The 15042-nt window shown below is 36.4% G+C and carries 17 protein-coding genes and 1 other RNA gene; 8 read left to right on the plus strand and 10 right to left on the minus strand.

Features of this window, described 5'->3' with window-relative positions; all coding sequences use genetic code 11:
• Positions 1 to 300: 300 nt before the first annotated feature.
• From ACIQ1H_RS14230 to ACIQ1H_RS14240, 3 genes are all read right to left on the minus strand, one after another.
• Positions 301 to 756 carry a hypothetical protein gene (locus ACIQ1H_RS14230; protein ID WP_402889614.1) on the minus strand — a complete coding sequence of 152 codons (456 nt, stop codon included), beginning with the start codon at positions 754 to 756 and terminating at the stop codon, positions 301 to 303.
• A 424-nt stretch (positions 757 to 1180) separates the two neighbouring features.
• Positions 1181 to 1621: a hypothetical protein gene (locus tag ACIQ1H_RS14235; RefSeq protein ID WP_402889615.1), complete on the minus strand. Its 441-nt coding sequence runs from the start codon at positions 1619 to 1621 to the stop codon at positions 1181 to 1183.
• Positions 1622 to 1717: 96 nt separating this feature from the next.
• Positions 1718 to 1981 (minus strand): hypothetical protein, encoded by a 264-nt coding sequence (locus ACIQ1H_RS14240; protein WP_173478775.1) that lies wholly within the window; start codon positions 1979 to 1981, stop codon positions 1718 to 1720.
• 435 nt (positions 1982 to 2416) lie between these two features.
• Here ACIQ1H_RS14240 and ACIQ1H_RS14245 point away from each other — a divergent pair, with 435 nt between their 5' ends.
• The 4 genes from ACIQ1H_RS14245 (at position 2417) to ACIQ1H_RS14260 (ending at position 5729) form a co-directional block, all read left to right on the plus strand.
• Positions 2417 to 2971: a hypothetical protein gene (locus ACIQ1H_RS14245; RefSeq protein WP_402889617.1), complete on the plus strand. Its 555-nt coding sequence runs from the start codon at positions 2417 to 2419 to the stop codon at positions 2969 to 2971.
• A 104-nt stretch (positions 2972 to 3075) separates the two neighbouring features.
• On the plus strand, positions 3076 to 3540 hold the full coding sequence (locus tag ACIQ1H_RS14250; protein WP_402889619.1) for a hypothetical protein: 465 nt from the start codon (positions 3076 to 3078) through the stop codon (positions 3538 to 3540).
• Positions 3541 to 3656: 116 nt separating this feature from the next.
• The gene (locus tag ACIQ1H_RS14255; protein ID WP_402889620.1) at positions 3657 to 4235 is read left to right on the plus strand and encodes a TetR/AcrR family transcriptional regulator; all 579 of its coding nucleotides are present in this window, start codon (positions 3657 to 3659) and stop codon (positions 4233 to 4235) included.
• Between the two features lie 72 nt (positions 4236 to 4307).
• Positions 4308 to 5729: an MDR family MFS transporter gene (locus tag ACIQ1H_RS14260; RefSeq protein ID WP_402889622.1), complete on the plus strand. Its 1422-nt coding sequence runs from the start codon at positions 4308 to 4310 to the stop codon at positions 5727 to 5729.
• Positions 5730 to 5833: 104 nt separating this feature from the next.
• On the opposite strand, the gene ACIQ1H_RS14265 is transcribed toward ACIQ1H_RS14260, so the two are convergent.
• Together ACIQ1H_RS14265 and ACIQ1H_RS14270 are read right to left on the minus strand one after the other, a co-directional pair.
• Positions 5834 to 6418: a hypothetical protein gene (locus tag ACIQ1H_RS14265; RefSeq protein WP_402889623.1), complete on the minus strand. Its 585-nt coding sequence runs from the start codon at positions 6416 to 6418 to the stop codon at positions 5834 to 5836.
• A 308-nt stretch (positions 6419 to 6726) separates the two neighbouring features.
• Entirely contained in the window at positions 6727 to 7308 is a 582-nt protein-coding gene (locus ACIQ1H_RS14270; RefSeq protein WP_402889624.1) for a TetR/AcrR family transcriptional regulator, read from the minus strand.
• 317 nt (positions 7309 to 7625) lie between these two features.
• Between ACIQ1H_RS14270 and ACIQ1H_RS14275 the strand changes: the two genes are divergently transcribed.
• Both ACIQ1H_RS14275 and ACIQ1H_RS14280 read left to right on the plus strand, forming a co-directional pair.
• Positions 7626 to 8786: an MFS transporter gene (locus ACIQ1H_RS14275; protein ID WP_402890025.1), complete on the plus strand. Its 1161-nt coding sequence runs from the start codon at positions 7626 to 7628 to the stop codon at positions 8784 to 8786.
• 52 nt (positions 8787 to 8838) lie between these two features.
• A complete protein-coding gene (locus ACIQ1H_RS14280; RefSeq protein WP_402889625.1) occupies positions 8839 to 9900 on the plus strand; it encodes an LLM class flavin-dependent oxidoreductase in 1062 nt (353 codons plus the stop codon).
• Between the two features lie 134 nt (positions 9901 to 10034).
• Here ACIQ1H_RS14280 and ACIQ1H_RS14285 read toward each other — a convergent pair whose 3' ends face one another.
• From ACIQ1H_RS14285 to ssrS, 3 genes are all read right to left on the minus strand, one after another.
• Positions 10035 to 10829 carry an SDR family NAD(P)-dependent oxidoreductase gene (locus ACIQ1H_RS14285; protein ID WP_402889627.1) on the minus strand — a complete coding sequence of 265 codons (795 nt, stop codon included), beginning with the start codon at positions 10827 to 10829 and terminating at the stop codon, positions 10035 to 10037.
• Between the two features lie 47 nt (positions 10830 to 10876).
• Complete coding sequence (locus tag ACIQ1H_RS14290) at positions 10877 to 11890, minus strand: helix-turn-helix domain-containing protein (RefSeq protein WP_402889629.1); 1014 nt, start codon at positions 11888 to 11890, stop codon at positions 10877 to 10879.
• A gap of 421 nt (positions 11891 to 12311) precedes the next feature.
• A non-coding RNA gene (gene ssrS, locus ACIQ1H_RS14295) (6S RNA) lies at positions 12312 to 12504 on the minus strand.
• Positions 12505 to 12747: 243 nt separating this feature from the next.
• On the opposite strand from ssrS, the gene ACIQ1H_RS14300 reads away from it, so the two are divergent.
• Positions 12748 to 13086 (plus strand): zinc ribbon domain-containing protein YjdM, encoded by a 339-nt coding sequence (locus ACIQ1H_RS14300; RefSeq protein ID WP_402889631.1) that lies wholly within the window; start codon positions 12748 to 12750, stop codon positions 13084 to 13086.
• Positions 13087 to 13135: 49 nt separating this feature from the next.
• Here the strand turns inward: ACIQ1H_RS14300 and ACIQ1H_RS14305 are convergent, their stop codons facing one another.
• Entirely contained in the window at positions 13136 to 13642 is a 507-nt protein-coding gene (locus ACIQ1H_RS14305; RefSeq protein WP_402889632.1) for a zf-HC2 domain-containing protein, read from the minus strand.
• 96 nt (positions 13643 to 13738) lie between these two features.
• Positions 13739 to 14380 carry a YfbR-like 5'-deoxynucleotidase gene (locus ACIQ1H_RS14310; protein WP_402889634.1) on the minus strand — a complete coding sequence of 214 codons (642 nt, stop codon included), beginning with the start codon at positions 14378 to 14380 and terminating at the stop codon, positions 13739 to 13741.
• Positions 14381 to 14551: 171 nt separating this feature from the next.
• Between ACIQ1H_RS14310 and ACIQ1H_RS14315 the strand changes: the two genes are divergently transcribed.
• On the plus strand, positions 14552 to 14992 hold the full coding sequence (locus tag ACIQ1H_RS14315; RefSeq protein ID WP_402889636.1) for a DUF2269 family protein: 441 nt from the start codon (positions 14552 to 14554) through the stop codon (positions 14990 to 14992).
• The last annotated feature ends 50 nt before the right edge of the window (positions 14993 to 15042 follow it).

The raw sequence follows: 15042 nt of genomic DNA on the forward strand, positions 1-15042 counted from the left end.
CGAATATTAAAAGAGGTTGGGACAAAAGCAAAAAGCGTTAGATTGACTGCAATCAATTTAACGCTTTTTGTAATTCCACTTTGGTGGTCGCTTTCCGCGGACACACCGTAAGACACAACCCTCGCTAACGTGCGGCCTGTTGCGTCATACGTTTTGTGCGTTCCCGCAGAAGTGCCGCCTCCGCTCCCAACAACTAGGGCGCTCTTCTAAATTTTAATTTTGCAAAAGCAAGAAAATCTAGTTTTCATTTTACATAGCGAAAATTTACAAACACCTTTGTCCTAATATCTCTTGGATTTGTTAATCTCCTAAAGCTGGGTTTTCCTTATATTCAGTGGCAATGGATTCTATATTTAATTGTGAATAGTCGGCCCAATTGACGGTTCTAAAATCTTCTTCGTCAAAATAAATGCTTAATACTTTCGTCATTTCTTCATTACTATTAGCGCCAGTCAATGGCGCAAACCAAATAATCGAAGGTGTTTTCACACTTTTTAGCTTCGACAGCTCGGCAAATATTTTACCGGAATCTTTCAGCATCTGATTTTTCGAGCCTTCTCGTATATCTGTATCATGAATCGATATAGTAACAATTCCTTTTGTTTCTTCTACAGTGAATTTATTTTTAACCACTGCCCCCACGATATCCTTTACAGATGTGTCTTGATCGACTGCGACTTCCTTCGGTTCTGCATTTTTGCCACAGGCTGATAGTAATAATGTGAATAGTACTAAGAAATAAAGTAGTTTTTTCATAATGATTACCTCCCTTGTTACTCCATATATGTTCAAATTGCTTATGAATTATACAAAGTTATAGGGAGTCGAAACTATTTTTTCTAATCGATATGTAGTAAATCATTTCTACCCGTTACGGTTTACCCAAAGTTATTAGATGATGAATAATATTAGAAATACTAAACACATTGTGAGACCTGTGTACAAGCATTGATAAAATGCTTTTTTATCTGTTCCTTTATAATCAAACCCACGATTTAGTACTACCAGTCCAAAAATAAACATGATTATATTTAAATATTTTGGATTGAATCCAGCGGGAATGACAAGTGAAAACATCAAAATTATTAAAATGAAATGTATGTACTTTCTTATAGGATGGATAAATTTAATCTTGTTAAAAAGTTTCAAAAATATCACTCCTTATTAAACATATGATTTCTTATTTAACACGTATACTAAAAATGAAAGACGAACTTCCCTTGGCCCATCTACCTGAAACAGAGTAAATATAGATGCCTTCTTCTTTAGGTGCAGTAAAAGCATCATCTTCTACTGTTACTAGTGGACTCTCGCTATTGTTCAACCAGTACTCTACTTTTATTTCATCAATGGGTGGTTTAGTAAACTTGATCTTTATTTCGCTATTAGGGGACACAGGTAAGGGCGTAATTTTTTTGTTTTCAAGGAGCTCTGGTGGTGAAATTTTATCAACACACCCTGTTCCAGCAATCCTTTTCCAACAATATGATCCTTGTACAAGTGTTATTTTTGTCCCTTCTACCGTTACAATTGGCTTAGGAGGACCAGAAGTAAGTAAAATGGCCAGTATGCTCAATAGGACAATAAATAAAATAGTCATTATTATCTTTACATTTTTCATAACTAATCCTCCGATACAATCGTACTTAAATAAAAATAATATCAACCGAAAACAAAGGATGTTGTTTCTAGTTGATATTATTTCATCAGGTTCTATTTATTTGCTTACTACATCAAGGCACCAAGAGAAATTATCCCATGCTGAATACCAACCGTTGAAAACTTCTGATGAATCATCCCAACGCACTTCGAACTTTTTATGACCTTCGATATCTAGTAAATATAAAGCTAATGTATCATCCGCTTTAGAGACTGCTATTTTCATACCGTTTTGAAGTTCTTCCTCAGTGAATGGTACATCCGAAACCGAACGTAGCTGCGCTTGTTCAAATACTTGTTTGTTAATAATTCTGTAATTCATAATAAACCTCCAATAAAACTTTCTTGAATTTTAAATTTTTATTTTACGTGCCAATAACAGGACTATAAAAGTATATCCTATATTCATTGAGTAAAGAAAACAAAATAAAAATAAGCCAAGCTTTTTTTTGTCTAAATTGTTGCTTGTGATTGGCTAACATTTCAGTGAGCCATGAAGAAAACTAAAACAATATGTTTATAAATCAATGTTACAAGGAGCCAACAAAAATGTCCAGAGACTCACAAAATCGAGTTGTTCTAGGCTTGTTTTTAATAATGTTACATCGAAATAGTTTTTTAGTAAAACAAAGTTTAAAAGAGGAATCGACCACTATCATTTAAAATGAGATGGTGCATTCATATTTCGAATTGAAGGTGTTTGTTTGCATGTTGTTGAATATGTTAATACGAAAAGCAAAGGGGGAAGGCAATTGCTATGAAAAAAATAATTCTTGGAATTGTTTTTACATTAATAATTTGCTCATTAATTATACCCTACAATCATCTTCAGCAACCAACTGAAAAGGATGTTTTGCATCTAACGAAAAATTGGTCTGAATCTGTAGAGGAAGTTTATTTCATTAAGGAAATTGATGAACGATGGTTAACAATATTTCGAACGAGCCAATCTACTTCCGTTGCAGAGCTAAAACAAAATTGGTTTGGTACGTGGATATTAAGCGATGGTAACACGCTATCCTCAACATATTACCCTCCATTAGAAGACGATCAAATTACATGGAGTGCTTCAGGAAAGAGTAAAGAAAATATCAGTTATTATTTTGGTGAAGTGATAGATCCAGAAATCGTTAAAATAACGGTGGAAACGCAGAAAGGGATTTTTGAAAATGTGCCATTTATAGAGTCTGCTGGACAGCGTTTTTTCTTAAAAAGAGAAGAAGGATCGATTTTTTTACCTGTAAACATTTGCGGTTTTTCTAATTCAGGAGAATTAATTTATTCATCAGTGAAGAAAATTCCCTTTAAATAAGAGACGATTGTTCAATAAGAGCAATCGTCTCTTTAAACTTTATTTTAAATAAATGAAACGAATTTCAGAAATATAAGTCAAATTTAGAAAAAGGAGGTTGTGCATTGAAAAAGTTATTTTTAATAATTGGCTTGATTGCACTTTTAATAGCGGGGTGTTCGAATGATGTAAATAAAACGCAAAATAATAGAGAAAGTTTTCCACCCTCTATGGCAGGGTGGGTTCAAGTGAATGGCCAAAGTTATGAAATGGATGAGGGCGGTTATCGGTGGGAAAGAAAAAAAGGGCTAACAACTGAGACTGTTCAAACCGATCATTTATCTCCAAACCAAGTAGCTGATCAGTTACATACAATTCAGTTAGCCCCCAATACAAACATCCATATTGAGGTTGAAGAAAATCCAGAAATGGTTGTTTATCTATGGAATGAAAACGGTAGAGATAAGGAAATGATGATAAAAAATAATGAAATGACTGTCCCGCAAAACGAAGGTCGATACATTTATGAGGTATTAGCTAGCTGGTCAAATGGTGAAGTATCCTACACATTTGTAGTGGAAGTGAACTAATATAGTATCCATTGTGTTAGAAGATGCTTTGAAAAAATTTAATTTGACAGCAATCAAAAAGACTTTTATTATTATGTAGACCGTTCGTTATAATTTTTTTAAGGGAGGTTCAGCCTATGTCTAGTAAAAATTCTTCTCGAGAGAAAATTTTAGAAGCTGCAACAGAGCTTTTTCATTTGAAGGGGTATCACGCTACAGGATTAAGCCAAATCATCCAAGAGAGTGGGGCTCCAAAAGGTTCTTTATATTATCATTTTCCTAATGGTAAGGAGCAATTAGCTTTTGAAGCGATTAATTTATCAGCAACAAGAATTGCAGCAGAGATAGAGCAAAATTTAGCAGCTTTCGATGATCCTACTCAGGCATTCCAATATCATATAGAGTTTATTTCTAGGATTTTTCAAGATGTAGAACCAATATCAAAATTAAAAAACGTTCCAATGGGTTTACTCGCAATGGAAACAGCATTTGTAAATGAGAATTTACGGCAGGCTTGTGAAGAAACCTTTGAAATATGGGGAAATCTTTACTTTGAGAAATTAAGAAGTAGTGGGTTTAGTGAAGAACGTGCTTACTTAATTAGCAAATCAATAAGTGCATTAATTGAAGGCGGCATTACGTTATGTATAACTAAAAAATCGGGTGAGCCTTTAATTCAAATTAACAAAATGATCCCTTTATTGCTTTCAAAGTAAAAAGGGGTTTTCATTTTAATGCTTATTATATAGACCGGTCTAATTAATGATAAAGAAAGAAGGAAGTATTTTATGGCTCCATCAATGCAAGTTGTACCCGTACGAAAACCTAAAAGTATGGCTTTTGTACTTATGTTTGCCGCTTTTATAGGGCTGTTTAGTGAGACAGCTTTAAATATGGCGCTGACAAATATTATGTCTGATTTCACTGTATCAGCGGGGACTGCACAGTGGCTTACTACGGGCTATTTATTAACGATAGGTATTTTAGTGCCTGTTTCATCTCTTCTCATTCAATGGTTTACAACAAAGCAGTTAGTTGTTGGATCATTAATTTTTTCGATTGTAGGAACGATTTTAGCAGCTTTAGCACCAAGCTTTCCCATCTTACTGCTAGGTCGTATCATTCAAGCGTTTGGAACAGGTATTATTTTACCGCTTATGATGAATGTGATTTTATTAATCTTTCCGATTCATAAACGTGGAGCGGTCATGGGGTTAATGGGGCTTGTTATTACGACAGCTCCTGCAATAGGGCCTACTTTAGCAGGTTTAATTGTAGACTCGTTAGATTGGTCTTATATTTTCTGGATTAGCCTTGTCTTTTATGCAGGATTAGTTATAGCGGGGCTAAAACAAATCGATAATGTATCTACTATTACAAAACCAGCGATTGATATTGTTTCAATTCTATTATCGACACTTGGATTTGGTGGTTTCATTTACAGTTTAAGTACTATTGCAGAGAAATCCTTTGCTTCTGCAGGCGTATATATTCCATTTATTATTGGCTTAGTGGCAATTGCGTTATTTGTTATTCGTCAATTTAAAATGGAGCAGCCGATGATTAATTTACGGACATTTAAATATCCTATGTTTACATTAGGGACGGTGTTGTTATTTAGCGGTATGCTTTTAATTTTATCAACAGCGATACTATTGCCAATGTATTTAAAAGGTGCCTTATTATTCAGTGCAACGGTAGCTGGTCTTATTCTTTTGCCTGGTAGTGCCATGAATGCTGTATTATCACCTGTTGTAGGGAAGATGTTCGATCAATTTGGTGCAAAGAAATTTTTACCTCTTGGCTTCCTTCTAACATTCATTGCAAGTGTGCTTTTTGTTTTTACGATTTCTGCACATACACCCGTTTGGCAAATTATTTTAGCGAATACAATATTCTTTATAGGGATTTCTATGATTATTATGCCTGCGCAAACAAATGGGCTAAATCAGTTGCCACGTGAATTATACGCAGATGGTGCAGCTGTTATGAGTACATTACAACAAATTGCAGGTGGGACAGGGACAGCATTGGCTATTACATTAATGGTCAGTGGACAAAACAAGCATTTCGAGAAATTCCAAAATGCTTCACCATTTGAATTAATGGCTGAAGGAACAAAGTATGCATTCTTCTTTATTGCAGCCCTTGCTCTTATTGGGCTTGTGTTATCTCTATTTGTTAAGGGAAAACGTGTTGAGAACAATTAAGTTGGGTCTATTTAAATAGCTGAAACAACAAAATAATGACACCCCAATCGTTAGTGTTTAGACTACTTTTGGGGTGTCGTTTCATTTTTAGTGACTGTTCTTTTTTATTTAGTAATTTTTACATTATTAAATCTGTAATCAGTCCAGTTAGCACGAATTAAAATGTTTATTGAATCCGAATCAACAGGTGCATAGAAAATAACATCTTGTGCAGTGACACCGGGCTCAATATATGTATCAGCGTGAGGGACATTTTCTTTTTTATACCATCTTTTGAAATTAAAATCTGAACTATAGCTGTATTGTTTACCATTTGCCACTATTTTAGATAAATCGCTGCCGTTACTAATTTTATCATTTGTATTATTAATATATGTTACATAAATTTTTAGCGAATCAGAATCTTGCACTACTTTATCGATTGTAACAGTTACGTTTTTTATTGTTTTTGAAAGTTGATCCTCGGTTGTTTCTTTATTTTGATTCGTATTAGAGAGGGCCTTTACTTTTTCTTCTAATGATTTGATTTTTTCATTCAGTTCTTTAATCTTTTGGTCTTTTTCCTTTAATTGCTTTTTTAAAATAGTGACTTCATCTTCTTTAGTAGCTGCTATTGATACAGTTGGGCTATAAGAGTAGACGGATATTGCAAATATAGAAATTAAAAATACATAAAAGAGTTTCTTCATCGTGTTCCTCCATTCTTAATTTCCTTAATTATACTATTGTTATATCAATTTGAAAGTTTTACATTTCGACACCAATCGACTATTACTGCAAATTAGTTTGATAAAAAAACTAGACCTTTGCTGACTAGCATCGGTAAGAAAAAGAATTTTGGCCAGAGCATTACATCAAATATAGAGAAATTTTTGCGTATTAAGGAAAATGAAAAACTCGTATGTTGATTTATGTTTTATCAACATGCGAGTTTTCCCTTATCTATTGGATATTCTATATTCTAGGCAACAGTCGTTGTCATTTTGACTGTTAAATGTCATTTGAGCAATGTAAGAGTCGTTGCGATTGCATTGTCGATAAAAGAGCGTTGAGGGCGGGATTTCATCATAACTGTTAGACCGATTAATGCGATAATTAGTGATTGTGCTAAAGATTTTGCATCAGTGTTGGCTTCCAACTCACCAGATTGTATTCCCCGTTCAATCGTTTCTTGAAAGATAACAGTTAGGTACAGTTGATGTTCTCTAGTTAAAATTTCAAATCGCTCATCATGCGGTGCGAGTTCAACCATCGTATTAATACAAAAACAGCCTTTACTAAGTGCACCTCCATATTCGTCATTGATGATATCTGTAAAAAAAGTAGAAAATGCCTCTTTTATAGAGGAGTGACTTTGGAGCTTGGTTCGAATATCGGATGCGCGGGACATTGTATATTTGCGAAGTGCTGTTTCGAATAACTCTTTCTTATCACCAAAGGTTGAATAAATACTAGGGCGTTGAATGCCCATTCTAGAAGTAAGGTCGCTTAATGAAGTAGCCTCATATCCTTTCTCCCAAAATAACTGCATTGCTGCGTTTAAAACTTGATCCTCATCAAACTCTCGGGTTCTTGCCATAAGAATACCTCTCTTCAATTTTCGATATTAATGTTTTGTATGTTAACAATTAGATTGTTATTTATATACCGAACAGTATGTAATTAGTATAGTGTCAGCCGTGTTTTTAGTCAAATCTATAAAATGAAGCGCTCTTGTAGAAAATGAAAAAGTGTTGACAATCAAAATAAGTTTAAGCTATATTTACCAATAATTATATTGTACCGTTCGGTATGTTATAGTTGCTAATTTAACGTAATGGAGGTTAAGGTGTGTACAAAACAGCGACAAGAGTAGGTAATCAACTTGTAAAAAATAATGGGCATAAACAGTCATTGATGTCTCCGGCGATGACACTATTGTTTGCAACTGCTTGTGGAATATCAGTGGCCAATATCTATTTTGCGCAACCGTTGCTCGATCAATTATCGAATGATTTTAGTATGGATCATTCCATTATTGGTGTTGTCATTACGATCACACAGATTTTTTATGGTTTGGGTTTATTACTACTTGTGCCGCTTGGTGATTTGTTAAATCCACGACGTTTAATTGTTGGTCACATGCTATTATCCACAATAGCTTTAATTATAGTGGGGACTGCATTCTCGAGCGTAGTACTTTTCGTGGGTATGGCTTTGGTAGGTATTCTTGCAGTTGTGACACAAACACTCGTGGCGTTTGCAGCAAATATTGCTTCTCCTTTAGAACGAGGGCGTGTTGTGGGCATTGTAACAAGTGGAATCGTAATCGGCATACTGCTTGCACGGACTTTTGCTGGTATTGTAACAGATTTAGCAGGTTGGCGTTCAGTATATTTTGTCACTGCAGCCATCTTATTTTTGCTAGCCAGTTTATTTTTGAAAGTTCTGCCAAGTGTTGAACGTGAAGTGAAATCATTGACCTATACCCAGTTGATAAGGTCAACATTTACTTTGTTTATGCAAGAACGAACATTACGTGTTCGCTCGGTGCTAGCCATGTTGATTTTTGCTGATTTCAGTATTTTATGGACTTCGCTTGTGTTGCCACTTAGCACACCGCCCTTTGCTCTTTCCCATAGCGCTATAGGAGCATTTGGTCTCATTGGTGTTGCGGGAGCATTAGCAGCGGCAAGCGCAGGAAAACTCGCTGATCGGGGTTACGGACAACGAACGACTGGTATTGCATTATTACTGTTGTTAATTTCGTGGCTGTTCATCAGTTGTTTACATCAGACATTGGTCGCATTAGTGATTGGGATTATGCTACTTGATTTGGCCGTACAGGCAATCCACGTTACAAATCAAACGATGATTCTTCCATTACGTAGGGAAGCACAGAGTCGACTAACTGCTGGATATATGATGTTTTATTCTATCGGCAGTGCGAGTGGTTCCATTGCTTCCACGCAAATATACGCACATTTCGGCTGGGGAGGGGTTTCTTTACTTGGCGCCTCTGTCAGCGCTGTCGCTATGCTTTTTTGGGTTTTGAGTAGTCAATTTAACATTGGCTAACTGTAAGATAGGCATTTGGAAATGACAATCTATTGGATTAGGGGAGATTTAAATGGAAATAGGTATTACATCTTTTGTAGAAACAAAACCAGATGTTTATAATGGCGAAGTGATTAGTCATGCACAACGTCTACGTGAAGTGGTCGAAGAAATTATCCTTGCTGATCAAGTAGGGCTGGATGTGTTTGGTGTTGGTGAACATCATAGGAAGGATTATGCAGCATCTTCTCCAGCAATGGTTTTCTCAGCGGCTGCGCCTCAAACGAAAAATATACGACTTACAAGTGCTGTCACTGTGCTTTCTTCAGCTGATCCTGTACGCGTTTTTCAAGATTTTGCTACACTAGATGGCATTTCAAATGGTCGCGCGGAAATAATGGCAGGGCGAGGCTCTTTTATCGAGTCGTTTCCGTTGTTTGGCTATAATTTGAACGACTATGATGCGCTGTTTGAAGAACACTTGGAATTGCTGCTTAAAATTCGTCAATCGGAAAAAGTAATTTGGGAGGGCAGACATCGACCTGCAATAAATAATTTAGGTGTCTATCCAAGACCTGTTCAAGATTCTTTACCTATATGGGTCGGTAGTGGTGGAAATCAGGATTCTGCCATCCGTGCAGGATTACTAGGATTGCCACTGATGCTGGCGATCATTGGTGGTAGCCCGATGCAATTTGCACCAATTGTACAGTTATATAAAAAAGCAGCGGCCCATGCAGGTCATGATGTCTCCAAACTGAAGGTGGGATCTCATTCGATAGGTTTTGTAGGGGAGAATAGGGAACTGGCAGCAGATACATTTTTCCCATCCACTCAAGCTGGTATGAATAATCTTGGTAGGGAGCGAGGCTGGGCTTATTATGATCGTTCAAGCTTTGATGCTGCACGATGTTTTGAAGGGGCATTGTATGTTGGTGATTCTGATACGGTTGCAGAGAAAATCATCCATTTGCGTAAGCATGTAGGGATTACACGTTTTATGATGTATGTACCGTTAAGTACAATGCCACATGATCAAGTAATGCGTGCCATTGAATTGCTTGGGAAAGAAGTTGCCCCTCGTGTACGAGAGGAAATTGCTAAATGGGAAGCTAATGGTGAACGGGATATATGATGATTTAGTAGCTGAAAATCTATTTTGAATTTCATGGAAATATGACTGATTCTAATGAAACAAGACTAGCTGTTAGCTAGTCTTATTCTTCTTTATAGTAAGAAGAATCCAGATAATTATGAGATCGTTAAATATTAAAAAATAGTCGGTACCATACCGCCATCCATACGAATTGGAGAGCCTTTAAATGCAGATGCATATGGACTACAGACAAAAGTAGTCATTCTACCGATTTCAAATGGTTTGATAAATCGTTGTATTTCAGATTGCGGTAGATTGGTAGTCATAAAATCTTTTTCTTTTTCTGAAAATGTCATATCGTCATTAGAGTATAAGCCTTCGATTATTTGATACACATTTTCAGATAGTGTTGGTCCTGGCAAAATTGCATTAACTGTAACTTCAGTTCCTATCGTTAGTTTAGATAAGCTTTTAGACAACGATAATAGCATGGATTTAGTCATGCAATATTGAGGCATTTGACCAGAAGGCATAATTGCTTCTTCACTCCCAATAAAGATAATGCGACCAAAATTATTATTCACCATTTTAGGTAGGTAAAATTTAGATAATCCATTAGCGGCAAGAACGTTCGTACGGAAATATTGTATCCATACTTCATCATCCACGTCTTCGTATTGCATAATTTCATAAATACCTAAATTGTTAACTAAAATATCGATATTAGGATATTTTTCGAATAAAGCTTCTCTTTGTTGAATATCTACAATATCTGCTGTAGCATTTTGCGGATTAGTGGACGGGTAATCTGCCTTAATTTCATTTACAGTTCGTTCTACGTCTTCATCATTTCGTCCATTAATTAGTACATTAACACCTTCTTTAGCAAGCTCGAGGGCAATTGCTTTACCTATACCCTTTGTTGATCCGGTAACTAAGGCTGTTTTATTGTTTAATCCCATATCCATATTAAATTCCCCTTTGATTGTTCCTGTAGTTATTTTGCGAAATTAATTTACCGAGTTTCTTCTGAGTGTTCAGTACGCCATTTGGAAGGAGTATCACCCTCCCAAGCGCGGAATGCTCGGTAGAATGAGTTCTGGTCTTCATATCCAATTAGGAATGCCACTTCTTTAATATCAAGAGAGGGGTCTGATAGATACTCACGTGCTTGCTCATGCCGAACTTGTGTTAATAAATGTTTAAAATTCGATCCTTCTTCTGTTAACCTGCGCTGCAAGGTGCGCTCACTCATCCCTAACTCGCTTGCAATAGTATGAATGTCAGGGCGTCCTCCTGATAGGCTACGCTTCATAATCCACTTGACCATATGGGTGATTGAGCGATTGTATTGTTGTGCATTCAACGATTGATCTAGTACTGGAGTCAAAATCTCCAGTAACTCTGCGTTGTATGAGACAAACGGGCGGTCCAAATCTTCTCGATGTAGCGTTAACTTGCTACACTTTGCCCCAATTTGAATAGGGCATTCGAAGTAAGCTTCAAGTGTCTGGACATCACCCGTGAAGTGAGGAAATTCCACAAACTTCGCAGTCAAAGATTGCCCTGTTCCTTTACGTCCTAGTTCGAGCAGAAATGCTAGTGTAATACCAGTAAGTATAGGAGGGCCAGGCTGCTCGGTATTTAGCCAGTCTAGTTCAATGGTACAATCCTCACTTTTCTCTATAATGTGTAAGCTTTCAGGAGGGCACAGTTGTTTGTACCTTGTCATTCGCTTAAGAGCATCGCGATAGTCACGAGCATGGTATGCAGCTAAGACAGCAGGAGGATAATGAGCTGTTTCAAAGCCAGTCGCAAGCTTAATGATTCCTTGTGCAGTATCATCAATCAGCTCCGAATATGCCTGCCAAATCGCAAAGTATTGGATAGTGGTGACTACTGGTTCAGTAATAATAGTGAGAGGTAGTCGTGCTTTGCGAGCTACATCTTGAGCTGTCAGCCCTAATTGGCGTATGCTATCCCAAAAACCTAATGGCATTTTAATACGATTAGTCGTTTGTAATGTCATTCACATATGCCTCCTCTATCTATTAGTTGAAAATGTGGTCTTCGTATTGTTCTGTTGTTAGGACAATATTTATAGTATCTTTCCTATGACGTCTTGTAACTAGCGAATAGTGACAAATCACTTGCTAATTACGCCAAATTCAAAAGTAGGTCGTGAAAGATACATGTGATAAGGTTTTTTCGGAAGAGGAAAAAGAGCATGGAAACAGGAGTGATTTTTAAAGTAGATGGAGTTACTCTAGAGGGGATTATGAAGTAATTTAAGGCATTTCATAAAGGGTTCGTCGGTAAATTATTAGGAAATGATAAATAATCAACAACAGAAAAGTGCTAATGGACCGCTAGTAAAGCGCATAAAAAAACTCACCCTCCAATAAATGAAGGGTGAGTCGCTTTGAAGCCTTGAGGCTCTAATGTAAAATTTAAAAGCCGCGTATGCCGTAGTTATTATAGAAAGTTTTAAACCACCACTCCTCAAAGTGGGTGTTCGCAGAAGTTTTCCTGCTTATCCTCATGCACCTTGGTGTGAGGCCCGTCATTCCAACTCCAATAATAAAACTCCCTTTTACAGCTTAAAGGTTAAAACTTAATATTATACGAACAATGCAGCCTTTAAAGATATAATACGGCATGATAATCAAACTTGCAAGCAAGATGGTTTATAGAAAAAAGTCAATGGGCATGCGCTATAAATCATGAAATTTATACATATGAAGCGCTTGGATTATATGGAATGGCTTCATATATTTTTCACAAATACGAACGGAAAATACGAACAACCTTTGCGAAATTAAAGTAAGTGTGTAAAGATAGGAGCGTAATCATTTACTTAACGAAAATGAAAGGGAGGAAGCGGAAATGGCAGCATATCCAAATTGTCCGAAATGTAATTCTGAATATACATATGAGGATGGCACAAATTTTGTATGTCCAGAATGTGCGCATGAATGGAGCACTAGTGCAACAGAGCAAGAGTCAGATGCACTTATTGTAAAAGATGCAAATGGTAACTTGTTAGCAGATGGTGATGCAGTAACAGTACTTAAAGATTTAAAAGTAAAGGGAAGCTCTTCAACGTTAAAAATGGGCACAAAGGTAAAGAGTATTCGCCTTGTTGAAGGAGACCACAATATTGATTGTAAAATTGATGGCTTCGGTGCAATGAAATTAAAATCAGAGTTCGTGAAAAAAGCCTAATAGCTGGAATGATAACAAGCATCTTTCATATGAGAGATGCTTTTACCATTTAAAACCGACGTAAAATAATTGCGAAGGCAGAGCCAAGCAAGGCAAAAATCGTATGTAATAGAGCGATATAGCTAGCGCCTATGATAAGTGCACTAATATCCATAAAGGAGAGACCCTGGATATAAAGTGGATTGCTAAAATTATTAATGATGGCCCAGACAAAAACAGGTACTGAGCTTATGGCGAAGACTATCCAAATATTTTTATAAAATAAATAAGTAAGACAACCGAAAAGGGCATATAACGCGACAAAGCTTTTATGATCGCCAAGCAAAGATGAGTTGAGGGCAAACATAAAAGATAGCACGATGAAAACGAGGTGGAAAAAGGTTAATGTGCTTTTCATTGATAAGTTTTGATTAGATGACAGCTTTGTTGCTGCCAACTGCTGACATTGCTTACATGTAGCTAAATGCTGTTCCACAAATTCAGCTGTATCAGCTTGAAGATGTTTGGTTTTATATAAAGGTAGTAAATCTTCTACTATTGAACATTCATGTGACAAAATTTTCCCCTCCTATCCCTCCTATTATACGACTTTTTTTAAGAAATAAAAAAAGCCTTCCGTCGATCAATTCATCGGAAAACTTGTACATGCACGTTATTTTTTTTGGTTTAAAATTTCATTCGTTAGCGTTTGAATATCAATATGTGTTTTCTCCTTAACAGCATCCTTTAATATTTCAGTACGGAAATACTCGACTGTTGCTGGAAGGGGAATAGCTAAAAGCTTCGCCAGCGCTGTTTGGTACATATAGACGAATTCCATATCCGTATTACCGCGCTTTAATTCTGCAAATGCTTCATAAAATTGATCCAGTTTATCTGCAAATTCAAGCAAACGTCCTTCAAGTGTTGCATCTTTGCCCTCTTTCATTCGCTCGAAAAAGATGTCCTGGAACTCTTTAGGGATTTCATTAATAATGAATTTTTCCATCATTTTTTCTTCCACATGTGCGAGCATTTGTTTAAGCTCTGGGCTAGCGTGTTTAACGGGAGTTTTTATATCACCGATAAATACTTCAGCGAAATCATGATTGATGGTTTTTTCGTATAATGACTTCCAGTTAACTGCTGCGCCATTCATTTCTTCAAGTGTGGCAAAAAACATGGCATATTGTGAAACCTTCCAAGAATGGGCAGCTACATTATGCTCTTCAAATTTGAAGCGTCCTGGGCAACGAATAATACGTTCTAGATCATTGAGATTTGTAAAAAATTGATGAATTCCTATAAGAATCACTCCTTTTTGTTTTATAAGTGCATGTTACTATAATGAATACCCTCTTTGTGTAAATTTCAAACAATTTTACAATGATTCACGCTACGTTTACAAAGGATTCACAATTAGAATGAGAGAACAGAATGGGGAATGCTATAATTAGTAAGACTTATTAAAGGGAGAGTATGCATTATGATATCCATTTATACACTTCTACTATATATACATATTTTAAGTGCTGTCCTTTCGATTGGGCCATTGTTTGTAGTTTTAGCAATAGTAAAGAAAATGCGTACAGCTTCACATGAAGAAATGTCACCATATATCCAAGTATTTCAAGGCGCGATTACAATTGTTAAACATGCGGGACATGTTCTAGTTGCTTCTGGCATTTTATTAATGTGGCGTGGAGGATATCCATGGACAACTTCCTGGGTAGTTTTAACATTTCTCGTGATGGCGGGTTCCATCGTCTTTTTGGCGCGAGCATTTAAACCAACGATTCGAACATTTAATACGCCAGCCTACAATCAGCAAAAATTTGCCTCACTGTTACATCGAAAAGCATGGATGTATATTGTATTATTGCTCATTATGCTCTGGTTAATGGTAGCTAAGCCTGTTATTTGGTAATTAATGTATGTAATAATAATTGTGTGAGTGACTGGCACTCGCACAAATAA

Source organism: Lysinibacillus sp. NPDC097279, from assembly GCF_044761745.1.
Classification (GTDB): Bacteria; Bacillota; Bacilli; order Bacillales_A; family Planococcaceae; genus Lysinibacillus.